Origin of the sequence: Nocardia albiluteola, assembly GCF_018860155.1 — a bacterium.
Classification (GTDB): domain Bacteria; phylum Actinomycetota; class Actinomycetes; order Mycobacteriales; family Mycobacteriaceae; genus Nocardia; species Nocardia albiluteola.
The window spans coordinates 57518-79761 of the sequence record NZ_JAHKNI010000005.1 but is presented as its reverse complement, the minus strand read 5'-3'; the positions used below and the strand labels follow the sequence as shown (position 1 = coordinate 79761).

The following is a 22244-nucleotide window of genomic DNA, read 5'->3' as shown; positions in this document are numbered from 1 at the left end:
CAGCCCAGGCCAGCAGTACCTTATACACGTTCTGGGCGGGCACCCACCCCGCATGAAGCGGTGATTCGCTCACAGCGAACTTGGTTCGGTGGCGTTGACTTGGAGTGCACTCCAGGTCATAGCGTTGTCGGCATGACGAACGCACAGGGTTCCGGGACGGGTAAGCGGCGGATTCGGTTGGGGTATCAGATGCCGCATTTCAGTCATGCGGCGTCGGCTCGGGAGTTGTTCCCGTCGGTGATCGAGCAGGCTCGGGCGGCGGAGGCGGCGGGATTCGATGCCGCGTTCGTGATGGATCACTTCTATCAGTTGCCGAATCTGGGGGCGCCTGATGAGCCGATGTTGGAGGCTTACACCGCGCTGGGGGCGTTGGCCACGGCGACCGAGCGGATTCAGTTGTCCACCTTGGTGACCGGTAATACCTATCGGAATCCGGCAATGCTGGCCAAGACCGTTACCACGCTGGATGTGGTGAGTGGTGGGCGTGCGGTGCTGGGGATCGGGGCGGGGTGGTTCGAGCTCGAGCACAACTCCTTCGGGTACGAGTTCGGTACCTTCACCGAGCGGTTCGAGCGGTTGGAGGAGGCGCTGCAGATCATTTCGCCGATGCTGCACGGTGAGCGGCCCACCTTCGACGGCAAGTGGTACCACACCCGCGAGGCGATCAACGAGCCGCGGATTCGCGACGATCTGCCGATCATGCTCGGTGGCGGCGGGGAGAAGAAGACCTTCTCCATGGCCGCTCGGTACGCGGATCATCTCAACATCATCTGCAACGCAAGCGAATTGCCGCGCAAGGTCGAGGCACTGCACGCTCGCTGCGAGGAGAACGGGCGCGATCCCAAGACGCTGGAGACCAGCTTCCTGGCCTTCGCGATCGTCGACGAGGACGGCGACCGCGCTCGCAAATTCCAGGCCGACCACCAGGCGAAGGCCTCGATGGACCTGTCAGACCGCCAGTTCGTCGGCACCCCGGACGACGTCGCCGAGCAGATTCAGCGCCGCGTCCTGGATCACGGCATCGACGGGGTCATCGTCAACATGATCGCCAACGGGCACGAGCCCGGCGTGTTGGAGCTCGCCGGTAAGGCGCTGAGCCCGCTGGTGCACAAGGACTGAGGCCCGCTCCGCTGAACGCGCAGGCCACAGTAGTTGCCCGAGCGGCCGTCCAACCATCTCATGACGATCTCGTCCTCCAGCGGTGCTGCTGCGTACGGTTGACGCGAAGGCGCCGCATGTCGGTGCTCGGTGGCGGTGGCTCGGCTGGGTCCTGCTCCACCCGGCTCGCCGACCATCGCCGCAGCCCGAAGCCCCCATCCGCTGACAGCCTCGGGCCCCGGCGTGTAAAGACCGGGATTACGTTGCCCGCGAGCGCTATTCGGCGAGGTATGCGGCGGTCTCGCTGTCGGCGGGGAGGAACGTCTCCAGCGCAAGCTCGGAGACTGTGATGTCCATCGGTGTATTGAAAGTCGCGATCACCGAGATGAATGCCAGTACGCGCCCGTCGGATTCGAACAGCAGCGGCAGGGCGGGTGCGGCGGTGACAGGCGCCAGTTCCTCGCCGCAGTTGTGCGGTGGTGGGTAGCGCTCGACCTCCTCGTAAAGGTCGCGCAGGCGGTCCGAGCGGGTCAGGGCCAGCTGGCGGCGCATCTGGTGCAGGAGGTGGCCGCGCCATTGGGCGTAGTTGCGGATGCGGGGCGCCATGCCGCGCGGGTGCAGTGTCAGGCGCATGGCATTGGGGCGGTTCAGTAGCTCCGGTGCGACATCCGAAAGCATCAGCCCCACACTGCAATTGGCCGCGACGACGTCGTATGCGCCGTCCAGGATCAGGGCCGGGAACGGTTCGTGGGCCCTGGCCAGCTGCTCCAGGTTGGCGCGGACCTCGTGCATGTGCGGGTCGTCCAGGGAGTGCTCGGGGAAATGTGGCGCGTAGCCGGCGGCGACCAGCAGCGTATTGCGCTCGCGCACAGGCACATCCAGGTGGTCGGCCAGGCGCAGCACCATCTCGACGCTCGGCCGCGAGCGGCCGGTCTCGATGAAGCTGATGTGCCTGGCCGAGGAGTCGGCCGCGAGCGCGAGATCGAGCTGGCTCAACCGCCTGCGGTTGCGCCACTCGCGCAGTAGCGGGCCGACTCCCGGCGGGGCGGTGGTCATGAAATGACCGTACCGCGCGGCGAGGGTCATTCAGTCACGCCGGGACACGATCGAGGAAGCCGAGCACGGCGCGGATGCGGCCGTCCTCGTCCAGCTCGATAACGTCCGACCCGGCAACCGGCGCGGTGCCGTCGGGGGCGACCAGCTCCCAGCTGAAGCGCGCGGTGTCGTGGTGACCGTCCACCGCGCCGAGCGGTCGGAACACGAAGCCCGGGAACTGCTCGTGCACGCCGGCGATGGCCGCGGTCAGCTGCTCGTGGCCGCGCACGTCGGTCAGCGGGTCGACGTAGCTGCCCTCCTCGGTCCACGCCTTGGCGACCGCGTCGGCCAGCTCGGCGCCGGTCGCGTTCCACGCGGTGAAGTAGCGCTGGGCCGCGTCGTCGTACATGCTCATATCGGGTTCTCCCTCTTCGGATCTGTTGTGATCGGAACGTCACCAACAGTGCCCGGAAGAACGACGCCGCGCGATTACCCCGGAAGTAATGCGGCAGGCGCGCCCAACCCCGGCGGCACCTCGGCGATCAGCACATGCCCCAACTCATCCGACTGCGTTCGACCGAGCATGCCCCGGCGGCAGACCGACTCGACGCTCACGGCGCCGTCGAGCCCGCGAGCCCTGGGGAACGCAGATCCCTAGGTGAGTTCGATCGGCCCTTGGAACTGACGTGCGGCGGCGGCGCCCCAGCCGAGGTCGTACTTCCCGCCCTCGCCCAGGAACTCTTCGCGCAGCTCGTACCAGCGCAGTCCCGGATGACGGTGGTGCACCCCGTGCAGGTTGAAACTCAGGGCGGCCTGCTCCAGTGCGCGGGGCAGGCGCAGGTTCAGCGCCTCCAGCGGCGCGTCCAGGTCGGTGCCGTAGTGATAGGCGTTGTCCGAGAGGGAGACGATGAACGCACGCCCGGCCAGTGCGGCGAGCAGCATCCAGCCGTGCACGCCATAGGCGAGAAATGCTGCGGTATACAGCATTACGATTGTGGTGGCGTCGAACCTGAACTGCCACAGCACCCGAGCCTGCACGATACGTTCGAAAAGAAGTCCCGCAACGGAATTCGGCTCGTCCACCCGTCGACCCAGTGCACGCACCACCGGAACCGGCAGCAGGGCCAGCAGCAGTGCCGTGACCTCGAGCAGGTACAGACCACCGCACAGTCGCAGGTAATACCCCCGCGCCGTTCTCGCCCAGCTGGACGTCGCGGGGTCGTAGATCTCGGTGCGTTCCCGCGTCCGGCTGTATCGATGATGCAGCAGATGCCCGATCTTGAGCATCGCGAACGGCGAACCGTACAGCACCGCGAGCACCCGCCCGCAGGCGTCATTGACTGCCCGCCTGCGGATCAAGGTGCCGTGGATAGCCTCGTGGATGAGCGACCAGAACGGCGTGGTCAGCAGCACCGGAACCACCAGCGCCCACCCCCACGCCGCATCCCGCGGCAGCAGGATCAATGGCAGCATGAACAGCTCAAACGCTCCGAGCGCGACCGCCGACCCGATCAACCACGTATTGACCGCCCGCACCGGCCGCTCGCCGGACCTGTGCTTCGTGCGGCGAATCCCCACCTCGGTCATCGCTGTTGTCCCCATCCCCGGTCGAGCCTGCCATTCCGAGCTCATCGTGCCACTGCCCGGAGACATCGGCCCAGGTCGAATGCGGTGCCTACCAAGAACTCCCGATATCGTCATCCATTGGTCGGGCGCGATTCACCTGCGCGGATCGTTCGATACCGATACGTAAGGCAATCGGTGGGCGGGGCGCCTCGGCCGTCCTCGCGACTGAGCGGGATCAGTCATCCGCCAGGCGTATCGCCCCCGACGGGCACACGGCGACCGCCTCACGCAGCGCCGCCTGCTGTTCGGGAGACTCGGCCGTAGCCAATGGCCGCACCCTCCCGTCCTCCTCGTCCTGATCGAACAGTGCCGGGGCGGTCAGCACGCACATCCCGGCGCCGATGCAGATGTCGCGATTCACTATGAGCTTCATGGGATTTACTCCTTCTACCAGGTGACAGGCAGGCAGTGCACGCCGTAGACGTCCCCATCCTCCCGCAGTGGGACCTCGTCCGCGGCGACGGCCAGCCGCAGCGACGGGAAACGAGCGAACAGCGCGGGGAGGGCGGCCCGCATCTCGACGCGGGCGAGCTGCTGGCCGAGGCATTGGTGGGCGCCGTGGCCGAAGCCCAGGTGCCCGACGGCACTGCGCAGGACGTCGAGGGTGTCCGGGTCGTCGAACTTCTCCGGATCGCGGTTCGCTACCTGCAGCGAGATCGCCACCGTCTCACCGGCTTTCACCGACCGCCCCGCCACCTCGACGTCCTCCAGCGCCGCCCGGGACGTGGTGTGAGCAATGGTCAGATAGCGCATCAGCTCCTCGATCACCCGGTCGGCGAGATCTGGATCCGCGCGCAGCGCCGCGAGCTGGTCCGGATGCCGCAGCAGTGCAAATGTGCCGAGGGACAGCATGTTCGCCGTGGTGTCCAGGCCCGCGCCCAGCAGGAAGGTCCCGACTCCAGCCAGTTCCTCCTCGGTCAGATCGGACGCGGTCAGATCGCCGAGCAGATCGTCGGTGGGCTCGGCGCGTTTGGCCGCAACAAGTTCCGTCATGTAGTCCAGAATTCGCTGGAATGCCTCGTACCGCTCCTCGATGGTGCGGGCATTGTCGTTCACCGCCTCCGCATCGTCCTGGAACCGTCCGCGGTCGGCGTAGGGCACTCCGAGCAGTTCGCAGATGATCATGGCCGGAATCGGGCGTGCGAAGTGTTCGACGAGATCGACTGGGCCGCCGTGCTTTTCCATCGCATCGAGTCGTTCGGTGGTGAACTCCTCGACCCTCTCACCGAGCAGCCGCATCCGCCGGACGGTGAACTTGCCCGTCAGCAGCTTGCGAAAGCGGGCATGGTCGGCGCCGTCGAGGCCGAGGAAGTCGCCCGGCGGCGTCGGCGGCAGCTCGCCGAGATCCGCGAGCGGGTAGTGCATGAGCTCGTGCCGGGAGCTGAATCGCGGATCGGCCAGAACGGCGCGCGCGGCGGCATGGCCGGTCGCCAGCCAGCCCAGGTGCCCGTCCGGGAACCGCATGCGGATCAGCGGTCCCCGCTCGCGCAGCCGGGCGAAGCCGGCGGGCGGATCGAAGGGGCGGCCGACGGGGCGGGCGGTGGGCATGGCCACCGGATCGGACGACGAGGTCATGACGGTTACTCCTCACTGGAAACTTTCACTATGCGCCGAAAGCTACGGTTCACTCGCCGGAGTGCTCAATACCAAATCTGGATTCTGACCATCAAGTACCAGGTAGACGCCGAATCATCAGAGCAATGAACCTGCGGCAAAACGCAACGATTCCCCCGGTCGGTTGCAATGACCTGACGATGAACGCATACTTGTACGTATACGACTACATAGGGAGTGCTCCGATGCCCGGAGGCAGGATGACCCTGACCGAACGCGAATGCATCGCGACCGGCCTGGCCGAGGGCATCGGCTATGCCGAGATCGCCCGGCAACTGGACCGGCCTACCTCGACCGTCAGCCGCGAGGTCGCCCGCAACGGCGGCCCGGGCCGCTACCGGGCCGAACGTGCCCACCGCGCAACACAATTACGCTCTCAACGCCGAAACAGATCGCAAATATCTTCCACCGCACCAGAATTCGGCGACAACACAGGGCCGGTCGCGGACTTCACCGACGAACTGGCTGAGGTATTCATGCAGACCGGCATGTCCCGCATGACATCCCGGATCATGGCCTGCCTGTACGCCCGGGATTCCGGCAGCTGCACGGCCGCCGAACTCGTCCGGCGCCTACGAGTCAGCCCGGCCACGATATCGACCGCCGTGCGTTCGCTCGAGGAACAGGATCTCATTCGACGCGAACGTGATACGGGTCGCCGCGACCGCTACGTCGTCGACGACCACGTCTGGCTCCGGGCGACGATCGCCAGCATTCGGGCCAACGACAGCCTGGTCACGGCCGGTCGGCACGGCGCGGAAATCCTCGGCGCACACACCCCGGCCGGCGCCCGCCTGGACGAGATGGCCCGTTTCCTCGACTACGTCAGCCACGAACTGGCCGATGCCATCGAACGCTGGCAGGAATTCTCGCGACAGGTGGACGCCGGATCGCCGCTGTGAGCGCAGCCGCCGGTCACGACCTGTGCGATACTGCGGGTCTTCGGAGCCCACACCAATGGAGGGGTCGCATGAAGGCCGTCGTTCTCGGGGAACCATCCGGCGCCACCATGGAGCAGATCATGGCGGTCTATCCGCGCCACAAGGAAGTGGTCGACAAGTTCGTCGCTCGCGGCGTCGTGCTGGGCATCGGCCCCTTCACCGACCGGGGAAACATGGCGATCTTCACCACGCGGGCGGCGGCGGAGGAGTTCGCGAGGGAGGATCCCTTCATCCTCGAGGGCCTGGTGAAGTCCTTCCGGATTCGGGACTGGGACGACTCGCTGCTCCCCGGTTAGCGGCCGATCTCGGCAGCCCGTAGCTCTCGGGACGGCTCGCCGGCATCCGCGCTGCCCCGTCGGCGAATACACTCCCGGTGTATGGCCGATAACCCCACCCCGGAGCTGGTTGTCTACCGCCGGCCGGGCTGCCCCTATTGCGCCCGGCTGCGGCGGGTCTTGAACCGGCACGGGATCGTTCACCGCGAGGTCGATATCTGGGGCGATCCCGAGGCCGCGGCCTTCGTGCGCTCGGTCGCCGACGGGAACGAGACGGTACCGACCGTGGTTCTGAAAACCGCTGGATCCCAACGACATTGGGTGAATCCGGCACCGCGCAAGCTGATCGCGACGATCACCGCCGATGCGCCGGAGCTCACCGGCGGCGCGCGTCGTTTCGTGCTCTGGTAGAGCTCAGCCCAGCAGGCGCCAGTCCTCGAGGCCCTCGTACAGCGGGCGATCGGCGGCCAGCTTGCTCACCCGGGCGCGCAGTGCGTCCAGGTCCGTACCACCCGCGAGCGCCGTGGCGATGATGTCGGAGACCTCTGCGAACTCCGCGTCGCCGAAGCCACGGGTGGCCAGCGCGGCGGTGCCGATGCGCAGGCCGGAGGTGACCATCGGGGGACGCGGGTCGAACGGAACGGCGTTGCGGTTCACCGTGATTCCGATCTCGTGCAGCAGATCCTCGCCCTGCTGGCCGTCCAGCACCGAGTTGCGCAGGTCCACCAGGACCAGGTGCACGTCCGTACCGCCGGTGAGCACCGTGATGCCCTTGTCCTTGACGTCGGCGGCGGTCAGGCGCTCGGCGAGGATCTTCGCCCCGGCCAGGGTGCGCTCCTGACGCTGCTTGAACTCCTCGGTGCCCGCGATCTTGAACGCCACGGCCTTGCCGGCGATCGCGTGCATCAGCGGACCGCCCTGCTGGCCCGGGAACACCGCGCTGTTGAGCTTCTTCGCGAAGTCCTGCTTGGCCAGGATCAGGCCCGAGCGGGGACCGCCGAGGGTCTTGTGCACGGTGGAGGACACGACGTGGGCGTGCGGCACCGGCGAGGGGTGCAGCCCTGCGGCGACCAGCCCGGCGAAGTGCGCCATGTCGACCCACAGGTAGGCGCCGACCTCGTCGGCGATCTCGCGGAACGCGGCGAAATCCAGGTGCCGCGGGTAGGCCGACCAGCCGGCCACGATCACCTTCGGCCGCACCGCCAGCGCCTGCTTGCGCAGCTCGTCCATGTCGACCCGGTGATCCTCCTTGCTCACCTGGTAGGCATGCACCTCGTACAGCTTGCCCGAGAAGTTCAGCCGCATGCCGTGGGTGAGGTGACCGCCGTGCGCCAGGTCCATGCCGAGCAACTTCTCGCCCGGGTTCATCAGCGACATCAGCACCGCGGCGTTGGCCTGCGCGCCCGAATGCGGCTGGACGTTGGCGAATTCGGCGCCGAACAGCGCCTTGACCCGCTCACGGGCCAGATTCTCCACGACGTCGACGTGCTCACAGCCGCCGTAGTAGCGGCGGCCGGGGTAGCCCTCGGCGTACTTGTTGGTCAGGACGCTGCCCTGGGCCTGGAGCACCGCCCGCGGCACGAAGTTCTCCGAGGCGATCATTTCGAGGGTGTCGCGCTCCCGGGCGAGCTCACCCGCCATCGCGGTAGCGAGCTCCGGATCGAGTTCGGCGAGTGATTGCGAGTTGACAGAGGCGGTCGTCTGGGTCACGACCACAGTGTATGTGGCCCCAATATCACGATCGAACGGGCTCCGGGCAAGTTTCGCCGCGGCACCGGACTCCGAGTCGGATTTACCCCCACCCCCGCGTGCCCCATGAACTCAGGGGTACCGGACGGTCGTCTGTGCTCCGAGACTGAAACGCGGAACATCTCCAACGATCAAAGGAACCGCTTTGCAACCGATCTACATACCTTCGGACCCGTTTCAGGCCCTGCTACTCGAGCTCTCACGCCTGTTCTGCTCGATCTCCTCCGGCGGCCACTGCATCTCGCCCATGTGACGCATAGAAACGCATAGAAAGCAGAATCCTATGGTCTTCGTGCCACCTCCGGATAATCTCATCGACCTGATCAGAACGATCTTGTGGAGCATCTCCGCCGGACACTGGTAACCGGCCGAACCATTTATCCGTGATCGAGCAGCTCCGGTCAGCTGGGTCACATTCGGCGGACCGCCCCGGGGGTCAGCGGTTCGTCGAGCAGGCGGCGGAAACGATCGGCGCGATCGTCCTCATCGACGGCACGATCCAGCCAGCCGCCGAGCAGCCGGTAACCCTCCACGTAAGTACTGATGTACGCCCGCCACAGCGGCGAGGACAGAAATCGCAGCGACTGCCGGGCCCGTTCCGGCGAGGCCAGACTCCAGCGCTGCAGGAACTCGGCCACCTCGTCCGCGTCGCGGCCGCGATCGTGCAGCAGCAGCGCCGCATCCTGGCGCACGCCCAGCAGTTTCGCCGAGGCGGTCGAAAGTCGTTCCGCCCGTTCACCATCGAAGCGCATCCCGAGATCGGCGTAGATCTCCTGGGCCCACCGCCCCCAGCCCGGGCCGACGATCGAGCGCAGCGCCAGATCCGCGAGCCCCTCCGCCATCAGGCACTGCGGGGTGTTGACCACGAACAACGTCTGCTCGTCCTGTCCGGCCCCGACGAGCCCGGCCTCCTTGCGGCAGTGCTCGGTGTGGTGCCCCGGATAGGCCTCGTGCGCGATCAGCGTGGGCAGGTGCGCCATGTGCTGCTTCAGGTCGGAGTTGATCGCCACGCGCGAGCGGTAATTGCCCAGGTAGTAGTTGAATCCCGACCACGGCTTGTCCCCCACGACCTCGTATTCCACCCGCTCGTGATCGGGCAGCGGATAGCGCGCCCGCACCAGTTCGCGCAGCGCGCCGGAGAAGGCGTCCACGCATTCGCGCAGCCGCTCCGGGGGAATCTCGTCGGCCTTGCGGTGGGCGGTCACGCGGTCGTAGAGCGAACCCTGGCCCGCCAGCACCTCGTCCATCTGCCGGTGCGCGTCGCGGTAATCCTCGACCTCGCCCGGCGCGATATCCACATCGAAATACGCGCGCACCTCGTCGATGAACGAGATCTGCTCGCCGGCGAACTTGCGGCCCGAGCATTCCAGGGCGCGCAGGTGCACATCGAGGAATTCGATGCGCTCGTCCGGCAGATCGGACTCGGGCAGCTCCTTGCGCAATGCCGCCGCGCGCGTTGCCAACTCGTGCGGTGCCGGGGCGGGCCCCTCCCGTAGCTCGCGGCGCAGTGCCGGATCGCCGGTGTAGGCGTCGACGAACCCGTCCTCGAGGCGATCGAAGGCCAGGCCCAGCCGCAGATAGTCCGTCACGAGCGGGTGCGCATCCATGAGAGCCGACGATACCGCGACGGGGCAAGAGAGAAATGTCACTCATAGTTACTGGCCAGTAGCTTACCCCCGCGTTCGAGGTGGCCCTGCCCTCGAGGACAATTCGGCTATGCGAGGACTGGCCACCGGACCTCACCGTGCCACCGAGGGCAATGGTGAGACTTCATTCGCCACGCCGCGTGCACCTGCACCATCGTGTATGCCGAATCGAGAGTGTTAGATGGCACGGATGAGTGAGCCGAGTCCCTATGTGGAATTCGACCGCAAACAATGGCGCACCCTGCGAAAGTCGACGCCCCTGGTGCTGACCGAGGAAGAACTGATCGGGCTGCGCGGTCTGGGCGAGCAGATCGATCTCGAGGAGGTCGCGGAGGTTTATCTGCCGCTGGCCCGATTGATCCACCTGCAGGTCGCCGCGCGGCAGCGATTGTTCGCCGCCACCGCAACCTTTCTCGGTGAAACCCATCCCGATCATCAGGTGCCGTTCGTCATCGGCATCGCGGGCAGCGTCGCGGTCGGCAAATCGACGACCGCGCGCGTGCTGCAGGCGCTGCTGGCCCGCTGGGACCATCACCCCCGGGTGGACCTGGTCACCACCGACGGATTCCTGTACCCGACCGCGGAGCTCACCCGCCGGGGCATCATGCACCGCAAGGGATTCCCGGAGAGCTATGACCGCCGCAAGCTGCTGCGCTTCGTCACCGAGGTGAAATCGGGGGCGGCGGAAGTCTGCGCGCCGATCTATTCGCACCTGGCCTACGACATCCTGCCGGATCAGTTCCACTGCGTGCGCCAGCCCGACATCCTGATCATGGAGGGCCTGAACGTACTGCAGACCGGGCCGCGGCTGATGGTCTCGGATCTGTTCGATTTCTCCGTGTACGTCGACGCGCGGATCGAGGATATCGAGAAGTGGTATGTGGATCGCTTTCTCTCCCTGCGCAAGACGGCGTTCGCCAATCCGAATTCACACTTCCACCACTACGCCGATTTCAACGACCAGGACGCCACGAGCGCGGCACAGGAAATCTGGTACGCCACCAACCGGCCGAATCTGGTGGAGAACATTCTGCCCACCCGCCCCCGCGCAACCCTGGTGCTGCGCAAGGATTCCGATCACAGCATCAACCGAATTCGCTTGCGCAAGCTGTAATTACTGGATCTTCCAGGCCGCATCCAGTCGAGTGGCGACATCGATCTCGCGGACCGCTGCGATGTGCGGTTTGCGGATCTCGCGGGCCACATAGCGGGCCACGAACCGGCGGATCTCGTGGTCGACGCTGGCCAGAATGCGCAGCAGCTGGCCGCGCCGAGTGGCGGTGGCGACGTTGATGCGCACATCGCTGGGCCGGGGCTCGGCGATGTCGATGATCACGCGCAGCGGCTCGGCGGTGCGGACCGTCAGGTGCACGTGTACCGCGCCGTCGACCCGGAAGCGATGCCGGTCGACGGCCAGATCCAGCAGCAGGTCCACGTTCAGCGGGATGGCGAGTTCGAAGGTGATGTGCCCGTCGGTGTTCCGCTGCAGCGTCGGCTCACCGAGCTGAACCTGCGCGCTCACCTTGGCAATTCGGCCAGGCCCCACCCCGATCGGGCCGAAATCGAATGCGGCCCCCGTCAATTGGGCGAATGCGGCGGCGATCCGCTGCTCGGAGGCGGCGTATTCGAGAAAACGCCGCCCGAATTCCTCATAGCTGATGTACGGCATGGCGGCCGCTACCTCGGCCGTACCGCGCCGCCCATCGGAGGCACCACCCGACTCCGCGGCGCTACCACGCTGCTGTTCTGCGATACCGCGCTGTCCATATTCCGCGCCACGCTGCCCGGACTCACTCATGTACTGGACGGTACGCGAGCCGGCCCTCGCACGCCCGCACTGCACGTCAGGAGCCCTGCCGAGCGGATCTTCATCATAATGAAGAATCTGTTGACATAGTGAAGCAGCTCACTTAGATTCATGACCACCTCGAAGCCCACCATGGAGGTTCCATTGGGTCAGAACAAGCCGGATCGCGGCGACAATACCGATCTCGCCTCGATGCTGAGCGACGTCGGCGCCCGCATCCGCACCCTCCGCAAGGAACGTGAACTGACCACCGAGCGGCTCGCGGAGATCGCCGGTGTCAGCGCCGGAGTGATCAGCCAGATCGAACGCGGGATGGGCAATCCATCCTTCACCACCCTCGTGCAGATCGCGCACGGCCTGCAACTTCCGGTGGGCCAACTCCTGACTCCGCTCGAATCCAAGGACGTCGTCGTCCGCAAGCACGAACGACGCCGTCTCGACGGACACGGCACGAGCAACGACGGAGGCCGCTATGAACTACTGACCCCGGATCTGAACGGTGCCCTCGAGGCCAATTGGGTTGTGACCCAACCCGGCTACGACACCAGCGACCACCCATACCAGCATTCCGGAGAGGAATTCGGCATCGTCCTGTCGGGTACCAAGGACGTTTATCTCGACGGCGTGCGCCATCGACTCGAAGCGGGCGACTCGATCCGCTACCCCTCCACCATCCCGCACTGGTATGCCAATCCGTCCGCGGACGAGGAATGCGTCGCGATCTGGGTGAGCACGCCGCCCACCTGGTAGCGAAAAGCCAAGCCCCGCTTCATAACCGAAAACCAGCCCCCATCGAATTCAATCGAAAAAAGGGGGCCGGCCGAGTGCGTCCTCGACCGGCCACCGTGCTCCGAGAGTTACCTGATGACCGATACACGAGATCCCGTCCCGATTGTCACAACCACCACTACTCCACCCCGTAAGGCCATGGCCGGCCTGGGGCTCGGAAACACCCTCGAATGGTACGACTGGCAGATCTTCGGTCTGCTGGCGGCCTATATCGGACCGTCGTTCTTCGCCGCCAAGGATCCGGTCTCCGCAGCTCTGGATGCGCTTGCGGTCTTCGCGGTCGGCTTCGTGGCCCGCCCGCTGGGCGGTGTGCTGCTGGGCACCGTCGCCGATCGGCTCGGCCGCCGCCGGGTCATGCTGTGGTCCGTCGGCACCATGGCCGTCACCATCGCGGTGATCGGGCTGTTGCCCACGCACGAATACCTCGGCGCCTGGGCCGGTGTCGCGCTGCTGATCTGCCGGATCCTGCAGGGCTTGTCCACCGGGGTCGAGGCGCCACTCTCGACGGCCTACGCCGTGGAGCTGATGCCGTCCGGGCACGAGGGACGCGCGGCCGGTTACATCAGCTTCTTCGTCAACTTCGGCATCCTGATGGCCTCGCTCGTCAGCTTCCTCACCAGTTACGCGATCGGCGGTCACGCGATGTCCACCTGGGGCTGGCGCATTCCGGTGCTGTTCGGGGCGGTGATGGGTTTCGTCGTGCTGTATCTGCGCCGGTCCCTGCCCGAATCGCTCGGCCCGCAGGAGGCCGAAGACAGTACCGGCGCGGTATGGGGCGGCGTGCGCAAACATTGGATCGGCGTGCTGGCGATCATCGTCGTGGTCGGAGCCGTCCAGGCCTACAGCTACGCATGGAATGTCGGCCTGCCCACCCTCGCCCGCGGCGCCTACGGCGCGGATCCCACCGAGATCTTCGCGGTGACAACGGTCCTGGGGCTGATCCTGCTCCTCGGATCGATCCTGACCGGGTGGTGGGCGGATCGGATCAGGCTGTCCCGCGCCTACCTCATCACCCGGATCATCGCGATCCCCACCGTATTTCTGAGCCTGCTTTACGTGGGGCACGGTCTGGGGATGTTCACCTTCGTCGTACTCGCCGGCGGCGTGGTGCTCGCTACCAATATGACCCTCTACAACGTCATTTCGTCGTCGTTGATGCCGAAGTACTGCCGCGCCACCGGTACCGGGATCGGTTATGGCCTCGGGGTTGCCGGATTCGGTGGTACTGCGTCCTATCTCGTGGTCTGGCTCAACCAGCATCACGCCGGGTGGTTGTTCCCGCCCTACATCGCGGCACTGTCGGTGATCAGCGTTGTCGCTTACCTCATTGCTCGCAAGCGCAGCGGAATCTTCCTGGGGGAGTAAGGAAATCATGAAAAATCTAGCTGTAACCACCGATGATCTCGACGTTCCCATCGTGCGGAGATCCGACGTCATCGTCGTCGGCGGCGGCCCCGCGGGGGTCAGTGCGGCCGTCGCGGCCGCACGCGGCGGTGTCGATGTCACACTCGTGGAACGGTATTCCGCGCTGGGCGGACTCGCCTCCGGCGGCATGGTCCTTGTCCTGGATGACATGATCAACGGCGACGAGATCTCCGTTCAGGGCATCGTGAACGAATACGTCGAGCGCATGGCCAAGCAGGGGCTCGCGGTGTATCCACCTGTCGAGGAACGCGTTTCGTCGCGCGAGATGTGGAACAAGTGGGGGCGCTGGGGCACCTTCGACTTCCACAGCCACACCGACCCGAAGCCGATCTGCTACGCGGTCGCCTTCGATCCGGACGGATGGAAGACGACGTCGAACGCTCTGGTCCGCGAGTCCGGCGTCCACCTGCGCCTGCACAGCTGGTTCTCGCGGCCGATCGTGGACGATGGGGTCGTCAAGGGCGTTGTCGTGGAGACCAAGCAGGGGCCCCAGGCGATCCTCGGCAACGTCGTCATCGACACCACCGGCGATATCGACGTCGCCTCGCGAGCGGGGGCTCCGTATACCGCCGACAAGTATCTCGTCACGCTCGTATTCCGGCTCGGCGGGGTGGACACCGCCGCCGCCGAACGGTTCGAACAGGAGAATCCGCGCGAGGCGAGGGCCATCAACCGGAAGATCAAGCGCTCGCTCGGCGGCGCCTGGGATCTGTGGTGGCTCAAGACTCCGCTGCCGGGCGTTGTCTGGTGCAACACACCGCATCTGACGGGATTCGACGGCGCCGACCCGGAATCGCTGACGAACGCGGAGTTCGAGGCGCGCGATCGAATCGAGAGCTCGCTCGGCGAGATCCGTTCGAACCTGGCGGGTTTCGAGAACGCGTACATCGTCGACGTGGCCCAGCAGATCGGCGTGCGACAGACCCGCCTGCTGCAGGGCGAGTACGTGGTCACCAAGGACGATGTCGTGAACCGGCGGCACTTCGCCGACAGTGTGTCCCGCGGGCGTGACTACTACACGCCCTATCGCGCACTGCTCCCGCGCAACGTCGACCAGTTGCTGGTGGCCGGACGGCACTATTCGGCCACGCCCGACGCGCAGCGGATGTCCCGCGAGATCCCGCCGTGCATGGCGCAGGGGCAGGCCGCGGGTATCGCGGCCGCGCTGGCGATCACGGATTCGGTGACCGTGCGCGAGGTGCCCGCCGCCGCGATCCAACGCGGCATGCGCGCGCAGGGCGGCGACCCGGGAGACCGCCCGGCGCCGAACGCGACGATCGATCCCCCGGCCACCGACCGGACAGATATCGAGGAGAAATCACAGTGACCAGTACCGAGCAGAGCCTGGGAGCCTTGGACGGCATCGTCGTTCTCGATTTCACCCAGGTATATATGGGCCCCAGCGCAACTCAGATGCTCGCCGACTACGGCGCCGAGGTGATCAAGATCGAGCGGCCCGGGGCGGGTGACCTGAGCCGCAACTCGATCCCCGACGAGGACGGCCGCGACAATCCCATCTTCATCTCGATCAACCGCAACAAGCGAAGCGTCACCGTCGACACCCGATCCGATCACGGGCGGCAGGTCGTGTTCGATCTGGTGCGCCGCGCCGACGTGGTCGTCAGCAATTTCCGCGCCGGCGTCATGGAGCGGCTGGGCTTCGGATACGACGACCTCACCGCGCTCAAGCCCGACCTGATCTGGGCATCCGGCACCGGATTCGGTGAACAGGGCCCCTACGCCCACAAGGGCGGGCAGGATGTCGTCGCCCAGGCATATACCGGCGTGATGTGGCGGCGAGCCGACGAATCGGTCCCCCTGTCCGTGTACCCGACGACGCTGTGCGACTACACCACCGGAATGCATCTGTGTCAGGGAATTCTGCTGGCGCTGCTGGCCAGGGCCCGCACGGGCCAGGGGCAGCAGGTCCGAGTCAACATGTACGACTCGATGCTGCACATGCAGATGCAGGAGGCGGCCATGCAACTCAACCGCGCAAACGAGGTGAACTGGGCGGCCATGCCGCTCTCGGGTGTCTTCCCGACCCAGGACGGCGCCGTGTGCATGGTCGGCGCGTTCAAGGAGAACCCGCTGGCCGACATCAGCGTGGCACTGGAGTTCGGTGAGGACCTCTCGCAGCGCCCGGGCCTCGGCACCCAGGAGGGCCAGGCCGAAAACCGGTCGCTGCTGCAGGCGCTGTTTCGTGACCGATTCGCCTCGAGCACAACCGAATACTGGCTGCAGCGCTTGGAGAAGCAGGATCTGCTGTGTGCCCCGGTGCGGTCGCTCGAGCAGGCGCTCGCCGATCCACAGACCGAGGTGAATCGGATGGTCATGGAGATGCCCGGTCCCCGCGGCTCCACAGTCCGGGTCCTGAACAGCCCGATCCGCATGTCCGGAACGCCCAACACCACCCGGCGTTCGGCGCCCCGCCTGGGTGAGCACAACGCCGAGGTGCTGCGCGAGCTCGGTTATTCCGAGGAGCGCATCGCGGAACTGCTGCAGGAAGGCGCGATTCGATGATCGACATCACCAGCGACGAGATCCGCTACGAGCTGGACGGCCATGTCGCCCGGATCACGATCGACCGGCCGCACGTGCTCAACGCGATCGACGAGAAATCTCACCGGCGGTGCAACGAGATCTGGACCGAGATCGAGAACGATGCCCGCGTGCGGGCGGTGGTGATCACCGGATCCGGGGAGCGCGCATTCTGCGTCGGCGCCGATATGTCGACATCCGGAGTGGGCAAGACCGGCGTCGCGTATTGGGCCGACCTGGACCCGAACGGCTTCGCGGGGCTGAGCCTGCGCCGCTCGCTGGATGTGCCGGTGATCGCCCGGGTCAACGGATTCGCCCTGGGCGGTGGAATGGAGATCGTCCTGGGCGCCGATATCGTCGTCGCCGCCGACACCGCCCAGTTCGGGCTGACCGAACCCCGGGTCGGGCGGCTCCCCTTGGACGGCGGCATCGTCAACCTCGTCCGGCGCATCCCGCACACGCAGGCGATGGCGATGTTGCTGACCGGGCGACGGACGACCGCGGCGGCGCTGCGCGACGCCGGGCTGGTCAACGAGGTCGTCCCGGCGACGGAACTCGATGCGGCGGTGGACCGCTGGCTCGAGGACATCCTGGCCTGCGCACCGACCTCGCTGCGCGCGATCAAGCAGATCATCAACCGCACCGAACACATGACCGCGGCCGATGCCCGCGCGACCCGGCTGCCCGCCCTGATCGAGGCGCTGGAGAGCCCGAACGCCACCGAGGGCGTGGCAGCCTTCCAGCAGAAGCGGCGGCCGGTCTGGAGCGATCGATGACCACGACCGTCCGGCCCGGTGTCTGGGGCGTCCTGGCGACGCCGTTCACGGGGTCGGCGCTCGATGTCGACAACACCGGCGTCGCCCGTCTGGCCGAGCATGCGCAGGCCGCGGGTGTCACGGGTCTGACCGTCCTGGGTGTCTTCGGCGAGGCGGCGCGACTGTCCTGGGCCGAACGCCGGATCGTCCTGGAGACAGTGCTCGACAGCACCGATCTTCCCCTGGTTGTCGGCTGTACGGCGCTGGCGACCGCGCCGGTCGTCGACGAGGCCAGGATGGCCGTGGAGGTGGCGGGCGATCGGCTCGCCGGTGTCATGGTGCACGCGAACAGCGGTGACCGCGCCACCCTGCACGCGCATCTGAGCGCGGTTCACCAGGCCTCGGGTGCGCCCATTGTCATCCAGGACTACCCGGCCGTGAGCAGCGTTGCCGTCTCCCCGTCGATGCTCGGCGATCTGGTCGCCGCCTGCGACTTCGTCGCGGCGGTCAAGGCCGAGTCGCCGCCGACACCGGTGGCCGTGGCCGAGGTGACCGCGCGGTGCGACGTTCCGGTGTTCGGCGGCCTCGGCGGCATCAATCTGCTCGACGAACTGGCCGCGGGCGCCGCCGGCGCGATGACCGGATTCTCGTACCCCGAGGCCCTGGTCGCCTGCGTCCGTGCGTGGTTCGCGCAGGAACCGGCGAAGAGCCGCGCCGAACTGCTCGACTACCTGCCGCTGATCACCTTCGAGCAGCAAGCGGGGATCGCACTCGCGATCCGCAAGGAATGCCTGCGCCGGCGCGGCCTGATCGCCGAGTCCGCGGTCCGACCGCCGGCGCGTGCCCTGCCCGACGCGCTGCACGGGATGCTGGCCGAACATCTCGCAATCATCGAGCGGGGGCGGTGACATGGACCTCGGGATCGACGGCCGCACCGCAATCGTGCTGGCCTCCACCGCGGGGCTCGGTGCCGCAACCGCCGCCGCCCTCGCGGCCGAGGGCGCGAATGTTGTTGTCACCGGACGAGATCCGTCCAGCACCCGACAGGTCGCGCAGGCACTGAAAGCGGCGATCGGCGTCGACTGCGACCTGACCGAGCCGGGAACTGCCGAGCGCATCCTCGATGCCACCCGCGAAACCTACGGGGAGCCGGATATTCTCGTCCTGAACGGCCCCGGCCCGTCCCCGGGCACGGCGGCGGCCCTCGATGCGGCCGGGGCGCGCACCGCGATCGATGCGCTGCTGGCAACCCACATCGAGCTGGTGAACCTGGTCCTTCCGGGCATGCGTGCCCGCCGGTGGGGGCGGATCGTCGCGATCGGTTCGAGCGGTGTCGAGGCGCCGCTGCCGATGCTGGCGGCATCCAACCTCGGGCGTGCCGCGCTGGCCGCCTATCTCAAGACGCTCGCCGCGGAGGTCGCCGCCGACGGTGTCACGGTCAACATGGTGCTGCCCGGTCGCATTGGCACCGATCGCGTCGCATCGCTGGACGCGGCAGCGGCCCGGCGGACCGGGACATCCGTGGATGCCGTACGCACCGCCTCGCAGGCCAAGATCCCGATCGGCCGATACGGCGAACCACACGAATTCGGGGCGGTCGCCGCATTCCTCTGCGGGGCACCGGCGTCGTACGTGACCGGCAGCATGATCCGTTGCGACGGTGGCCTTCTCGCCAACCTCTGAGTCCAGAACGTATCCCAGGGAGAATCACCATGACCACGATCCAGAACCTCATCGGCGGTGAGCGGGTCGGCGACCCCGACATCGAGCGGCGCAACCCCGCCGATCCCTCCGACGTCGTCGCCCGCACCCCGGCATCGTCCGTCACTGATGTCACGGCCGCCGTCGAATCCGCGGCCCACGCGCAAATGCGCTGGGCTGCAATGACTCCGGTCGCCCGCGGCGCGGTGCTGCTCGATGCCGCGGATCTGCTGCGGCAGCGGCACGAGGCCGTCGCGACCGACCTGACCCGGGAGGAGGGCAAGACGCTGGCCGAGGCGCGCGGAGAGGTCCGCCGCGCCATCGATGTGCTCCGTTTCTTCGGCGCCGGCGGCTGGCGCGCGACCGGCGAGGTCCTGCCCAGCGCCTTCCCCAGCACGACGGTGTATACCCGGGCCGAACCGCTGGGCGTCGTCGGGTTGATCACCCCGTGGAATTTTCCGATCGCCATCCCCGCCTGGAAGATGGCGCCCGCACTCATCTCCGGCAATGCCGTGGTGCTCAAGCCCGCGGAACTGACTCCGGTGTCGGTGTACCACCTGACCCAGGCCCTGCTGGATGCGGGCCTGCCGCCGGGTGTGCTGAATGTCGTGCACGGATCCGGCCGGATCGTCGGCGACGCGCTGGTCCGGCACCCGGACGTCGCGGCCGTCTCGTTCACCGGGTCGACCGCCGTCGGCAATCGCATCCGCGCCGCCGTGAACGACCGGCACGCGCGGGTCCAGCTCGAAATGGGTGGGAAGAACGCCTACCTCATCCTGGACGACGCCGATCCCGAGCGGGCCGCGGCGATCGTGGCGGCGGGCGGATTCGGCCTGACCGGCCAGGCGTGCACCGCGACCTCGCGGGTGTATGTGACGCCCGGCGTGCGGGATGCCTTCGTCAAGGCTCTGCGCGAGCAGGCGGGCGCGCAGCGGGTCGGCAACGGGCTCGACCCGGATACGACGATCGGCCCCGTGGTCTCGGCAGCGCAGCTCGAACAGGATCGGGCCGCCGTCGCCGAAGCCGGTGCGGCGGGCTTCGACATCGGGTGCGGGACCGAACTGCCGAGCCAGTTCTTCGCACCCGTGGTGGTGTCGAATGCCGTGCACGACAGCAGGATTGCGCGCGAGGAAATCTTTGGGCCGATCGTCGCGGTCGTGGACGCCGAGGATTACGAGGACGGCCTGACGAAGGTCAACGACTCGCCGTACGGGCTCACGGCGGGCATCTGCACCGAAAGTCTGAGCGCCGCTCACGATTTCGCAGCCCGCGCCCGGGCCGGTGTGGTGAAGGTCAATCGGCCGACCACCGGACTGGATCTGAACGTACCGTTCGGCGGCATCGGGGAATCCTCGACGAATACCTTCCGCGAACAGGGCGCTCGCGCAGTCGATTTCTACACCTGGCCCAAGAGCGTGTACATGGGCCACGCGTAATGGCGGTCGACCTCGTCGCACTCCCCAAGGCCGAGTTGCACATTCACCTCGAGAGCGCCATTTCACGCGACCTCGCAAATGATTTCGCCGCCAGATACCAGCTTCCGGAACCACCACGGGGGCCATTCCCGGACCAGGCCACCTTCGTGCGCGACTACGAGCGGGTGCGTGATCTGATCGGCAGCCTCACGGATCTGCATGCGGTGGCGAAGGATCTCGCCGAACGGCAGTGCGCGATCGGGGTCCGGTGGACGGAGGTGTACTTCATTCCGGCCACCTACGGCGACCGGTTGGGCAGTGCGGACGCGCTGGTGGAGACCGTGGTCGACGGGCTGCGCAGCGGCGGCGGCCCGGACGCCGCCGGGATCGTGCTGGGGATTAATCGGGGGCTGTCCAGGACAGCGGCATGGCAGTCCCTGAAGCTCGCGAAGCGCTGGCACGGGCGCGGCGTGGTCGCGCTCGGGCTCGCCGGCGACGAGGCGGGACATCCCGCCGCAGGCTTCGAGGATCTCTTCGCCGCGGCCGCCGAGGCCGGGATCCCCGCGGTCCCGCATGCGGGCGAGGGCCGGGAACGATCCTGGGTCGATGAGGGGATCGACCACCTCTGCCCCAGACGCATCAGCCATGGACTCGCGGCAGCCGACGATGCCCTCACCCTCGCCCGGATCAAGGCGATGGGTATCTGCCTGGATCTGGCGCCGAGTTCGAACGTGCTGCTCGGACTGGTCCCGTCCTTACCGGAACACCCTCTGCCACAACTGTTTCGAGCCGGAATACCGGTCTCGCTCAGCACCGATATTCCGTACTTCCTGGGGTACGACCTCGTCGAGGAGTTGCGGCGATGCGCCCTGGCATGGGACCTGTCCGACGATGAAATCGTGCGTCTGAGCGCCGCGGCATGGGACTACGCACTGTGCCCGGCCCAGGTGCGCTCGGCCGCTCTCGCAGATATGCCTCAGGCCCCGTAACGCCGATGCCGGGCGGCGTAGTCGCGCAGCGCGCGCAGGAAGTCGACCCGGCGGAATTCGGGCCAGTACGCCTCGGTGAACCAGATCTCCGAATACGCGCTCTGCCAGAGCAGGAATCCGGACAACCGCTGCTCACCGGACGTGCGGATGACCAGATCCGGATCCGGCTGTCCCGAGGTGTAGAGATGCTGGCCGATGGCATTGACGGTGATCGACTGGACCAGATCCTCGCCCGTCTCCCCCGCCACGATCTCCTGCCGGACCAGCGAGCGCACCGCGTCGGCGATCTCCTGACGACCGCCGTAACCGATGGCGACGTTCACGTGCACGCCCCCGCGGCCGTGGCTCTCGTCGGCGGCCTTGCGCAGGCGGCGCGCGACGTCCTCGGGCAGGCCATCGAGGGAGCCGACAATTCGCACGCCCCAGTTCTTGTCGGGCGCCGAGAGCTCCTCCACGACGTCCGTGATCACCTCGAACAGCGTCTCGAGCTCCTCGGGATCGCGGTTGAGGTTCTCCGTGGACAGCAGGTAGACCGTCACCATCTCGATGTCCACGGCCTCGCACCAGCCGACCAGCTCGGCGATCTTCAGCGCGCCGACCCGGTGCCCGTGGCTGACATCGGTGAAGCCGTTCTCCCGGGCCCATCGGCGGTTCCCGTCGCAGACGACCGCGACGTGGCGCGGATGCTGCCTGCCCGCGAGTTGTCTGGACAGCCGCGCCTCGTAGATGCGGTACGGCAGCTCACGCACCTGACTTGCAAGCCTCACGGCTGCCAACCCTACGCCCCGGGCGGTGCGGGGTGGGTATTCGCTCTGTGGCCACCCGGCGCGGAGGTGTC

The 22244-nt window shown here is 67.0% G+C and carries 23 protein-coding genes; 14 read left to right on the top strand and 9 right to left on the bottom strand.

Annotated elements, in window-relative coordinates; translation table 11 throughout:
- Positions 1-132: 132 nt before the first annotated feature.
- Positions 133-1119 (top strand): LLM class F420-dependent oxidoreductase, encoded by a 987-nt coding sequence (locus KO481_RS16300; RefSeq protein ID WP_215918007.1) that lies wholly within the window; start codon positions 133-135, stop codon positions 1117-1119.
- 255 nt (positions 1120-1374) lie between these two features.
- On the opposite strand, the gene KO481_RS16295 is transcribed toward KO481_RS16300, so the two are convergent.
- The 5 genes from KO481_RS16295 to KO481_RS16275 form a co-directional block, all read right to left on the bottom strand.
- Positions 1375-2154, bottom strand: coding sequence for a helix-turn-helix domain-containing protein (locus KO481_RS16295; RefSeq protein WP_215918006.1), 780 nt, complete (start codon positions 2152-2154; stop codon positions 1375-1377).
- A gap of 34 nt (positions 2155-2188) precedes the next feature.
- Entirely contained in the window at positions 2189-2548 is a 360-nt protein-coding gene (locus KO481_RS16290; protein ID WP_308166640.1) for a nuclear transport factor 2 family protein, read from the bottom strand.
- Positions 2549-2787: 239 nt separating this feature from the next.
- Positions 2788-3720, bottom strand: a complete 933-nt coding sequence (locus KO481_RS16285; RefSeq protein ID WP_215918005.1) for a fatty acid desaturase family protein — start codon at positions 3718-3720, stop codon at positions 2788-2790.
- Between the two features lie 214 nt (positions 3721-3934).
- Positions 3935-4132, bottom strand: coding sequence for a ferredoxin (locus KO481_RS16280; protein ID WP_215918004.1), 198 nt, complete (start codon positions 4130-4132; stop codon positions 3935-3937).
- 14 nt (positions 4133-4146) lie between these two features.
- Entirely contained in the window at positions 4147-5334 is a 1188-nt protein-coding gene (locus KO481_RS16275; RefSeq protein WP_215918003.1) for a cytochrome P450, read from the bottom strand.
- 224 nt (positions 5335-5558) lie between these two features.
- On the opposite strand from KO481_RS16275, the gene KO481_RS16270 reads away from it, so the two are divergent.
- From KO481_RS16270 to KO481_RS16260, 3 genes are all read left to right on the top strand, one after another.
- Positions 5559-6275, top strand: a complete 717-nt coding sequence (locus KO481_RS16270; RefSeq protein WP_215918002.1) for a GbsR/MarR family transcriptional regulator — start codon at positions 5559-5561, stop codon at positions 6273-6275.
- Positions 6276-6343: 68 nt separating this feature from the next.
- On the top strand, positions 6344-6610 hold the full coding sequence (locus tag KO481_RS16265; protein ID WP_215918001.1) for a YciI family protein: 267 nt from the start codon (positions 6344-6346) through the stop codon (positions 6608-6610).
- 81 nt (positions 6611-6691) lie between these two features.
- A complete protein-coding gene (locus KO481_RS16260; RefSeq protein ID WP_215918000.1) occupies positions 6692-7000 on the top strand; it encodes a glutaredoxin family protein in 309 nt (102 codons plus the stop codon).
- 3 nt (positions 7001-7003) lie between these two features.
- On the opposite strand, the gene glyA is transcribed toward KO481_RS16260, so the two are convergent.
- Positions 7004-8299 (bottom strand): serine hydroxymethyltransferase, encoded by a 1296-nt coding sequence (gene glyA, locus KO481_RS16255; protein ID WP_215917999.1) that lies wholly within the window; start codon positions 8297-8299, stop codon positions 7004-7006.
- A gap of 449 nt (positions 8300-8748) precedes the next feature.
- A complete protein-coding gene (locus KO481_RS16250) occupies positions 8749-9945 on the bottom strand; it encodes a DUF885 domain-containing protein (RefSeq protein ID WP_215917998.1) in 1197 nt (398 codons plus the stop codon).
- A 220-nt stretch (positions 9946-10165) separates the two neighbouring features.
- On the opposite strand from KO481_RS16250, the gene coaA reads away from it, so the two are divergent.
- Complete coding sequence (coaA, locus tag KO481_RS16245; protein ID WP_215917997.1) at positions 10166-11098, top strand: type I pantothenate kinase; 933 nt, start codon at positions 10166-10168, stop codon at positions 11096-11098.
- Here the strand turns inward: coaA and KO481_RS16240 are convergent, their stop codons facing one another.
- Positions 11099-11653 (bottom strand): hypothetical protein, encoded by a 555-nt coding sequence (locus KO481_RS16240; RefSeq protein ID WP_215918412.1) that lies wholly within the window; start codon positions 11651-11653, stop codon positions 11099-11101.
- Positions 11654-11902: 249 nt separating this feature from the next.
- Here KO481_RS16240 and KO481_RS16235 point away from each other — a divergent pair, with 249 nt between their 5' ends.
- From KO481_RS16235 to KO481_RS16195, 9 genes are all read left to right on the top strand, one after another.
- Positions 11903-12541: a helix-turn-helix domain-containing protein gene (locus KO481_RS16235; RefSeq protein WP_245401043.1), complete on the top strand. Its 639-nt coding sequence runs from the start codon at positions 11903-11905 to the stop codon at positions 12539-12541.
- Positions 12542-12655: 114 nt separating this feature from the next.
- Positions 12656-13945 (top strand): MFS transporter, encoded by a 1290-nt coding sequence (locus tag KO481_RS16230; RefSeq protein WP_215917996.1) that lies wholly within the window; start codon positions 12656-12658, stop codon positions 13943-13945.
- Positions 13946-13952: 7 nt separating this feature from the next.
- Complete coding sequence (locus tag KO481_RS16225; RefSeq protein ID WP_215917995.1) at positions 13953-15332, top strand: FAD-dependent oxidoreductase; 1380 nt, start codon at positions 13953-13955, stop codon at positions 15330-15332.
- Positions 15329-16528, top strand: coding sequence for a CaiB/BaiF CoA transferase family protein (locus KO481_RS16220; protein WP_308166639.1), 1200 nt, complete (start codon positions 15329-15331; stop codon positions 16526-16528). Before KO481_RS16225 ends, KO481_RS16220 begins: the two co-directional genes overlap by 4 nt.
- Entirely contained in the window at positions 16525-17322 is a 798-nt protein-coding gene (locus tag KO481_RS16215) for an enoyl-CoA hydratase-related protein (protein ID WP_215917994.1), read from the top strand. Before KO481_RS16220 ends, KO481_RS16215 begins: the two co-directional genes overlap by 4 nt.
- Positions 17319-18209 (top strand): dihydrodipicolinate synthase family protein, encoded by an 891-nt coding sequence (locus KO481_RS16210; protein WP_215917993.1) that lies wholly within the window; start codon positions 17319-17321, stop codon positions 18207-18209. The genes KO481_RS16215 and KO481_RS16210 overlap by 4 nt, the downstream gene beginning before the upstream one ends.
- A gap of 1 nt (position 18210) precedes the next feature.
- The gene (locus KO481_RS16205; protein ID WP_215917992.1) at positions 18211-18984 is read left to right on the top strand and encodes an SDR family oxidoreductase; all 774 of its coding nucleotides are present in this window, start codon (positions 18211-18213) and stop codon (positions 18982-18984) included.
- Positions 18985-19013: 29 nt separating this feature from the next.
- Entirely contained in the window at positions 19014-20438 is a 1425-nt protein-coding gene (locus tag KO481_RS16200; RefSeq protein ID WP_215917991.1) for an aldehyde dehydrogenase family protein, read from the top strand.
- Complete coding sequence (locus tag KO481_RS16195) at positions 20438-21406, top strand: adenosine deaminase family protein (RefSeq protein ID WP_215917990.1); 969 nt, start codon at positions 20438-20440, stop codon at positions 21404-21406. Before KO481_RS16200 ends, KO481_RS16195 begins: the two co-directional genes overlap by 1 nt.
- Here KO481_RS16195 and KO481_RS16190 read toward each other — a convergent pair.
- Positions 21394-22182, bottom strand: coding sequence for an isoprenyl transferase (locus KO481_RS16190; protein WP_245401042.1), 789 nt, complete (start codon positions 22180-22182; stop codon positions 21394-21396). The genes KO481_RS16195 and KO481_RS16190 overlap by 13 nt on opposite strands.
- Positions 22183-22244: the final 62 nt, after the last annotated feature.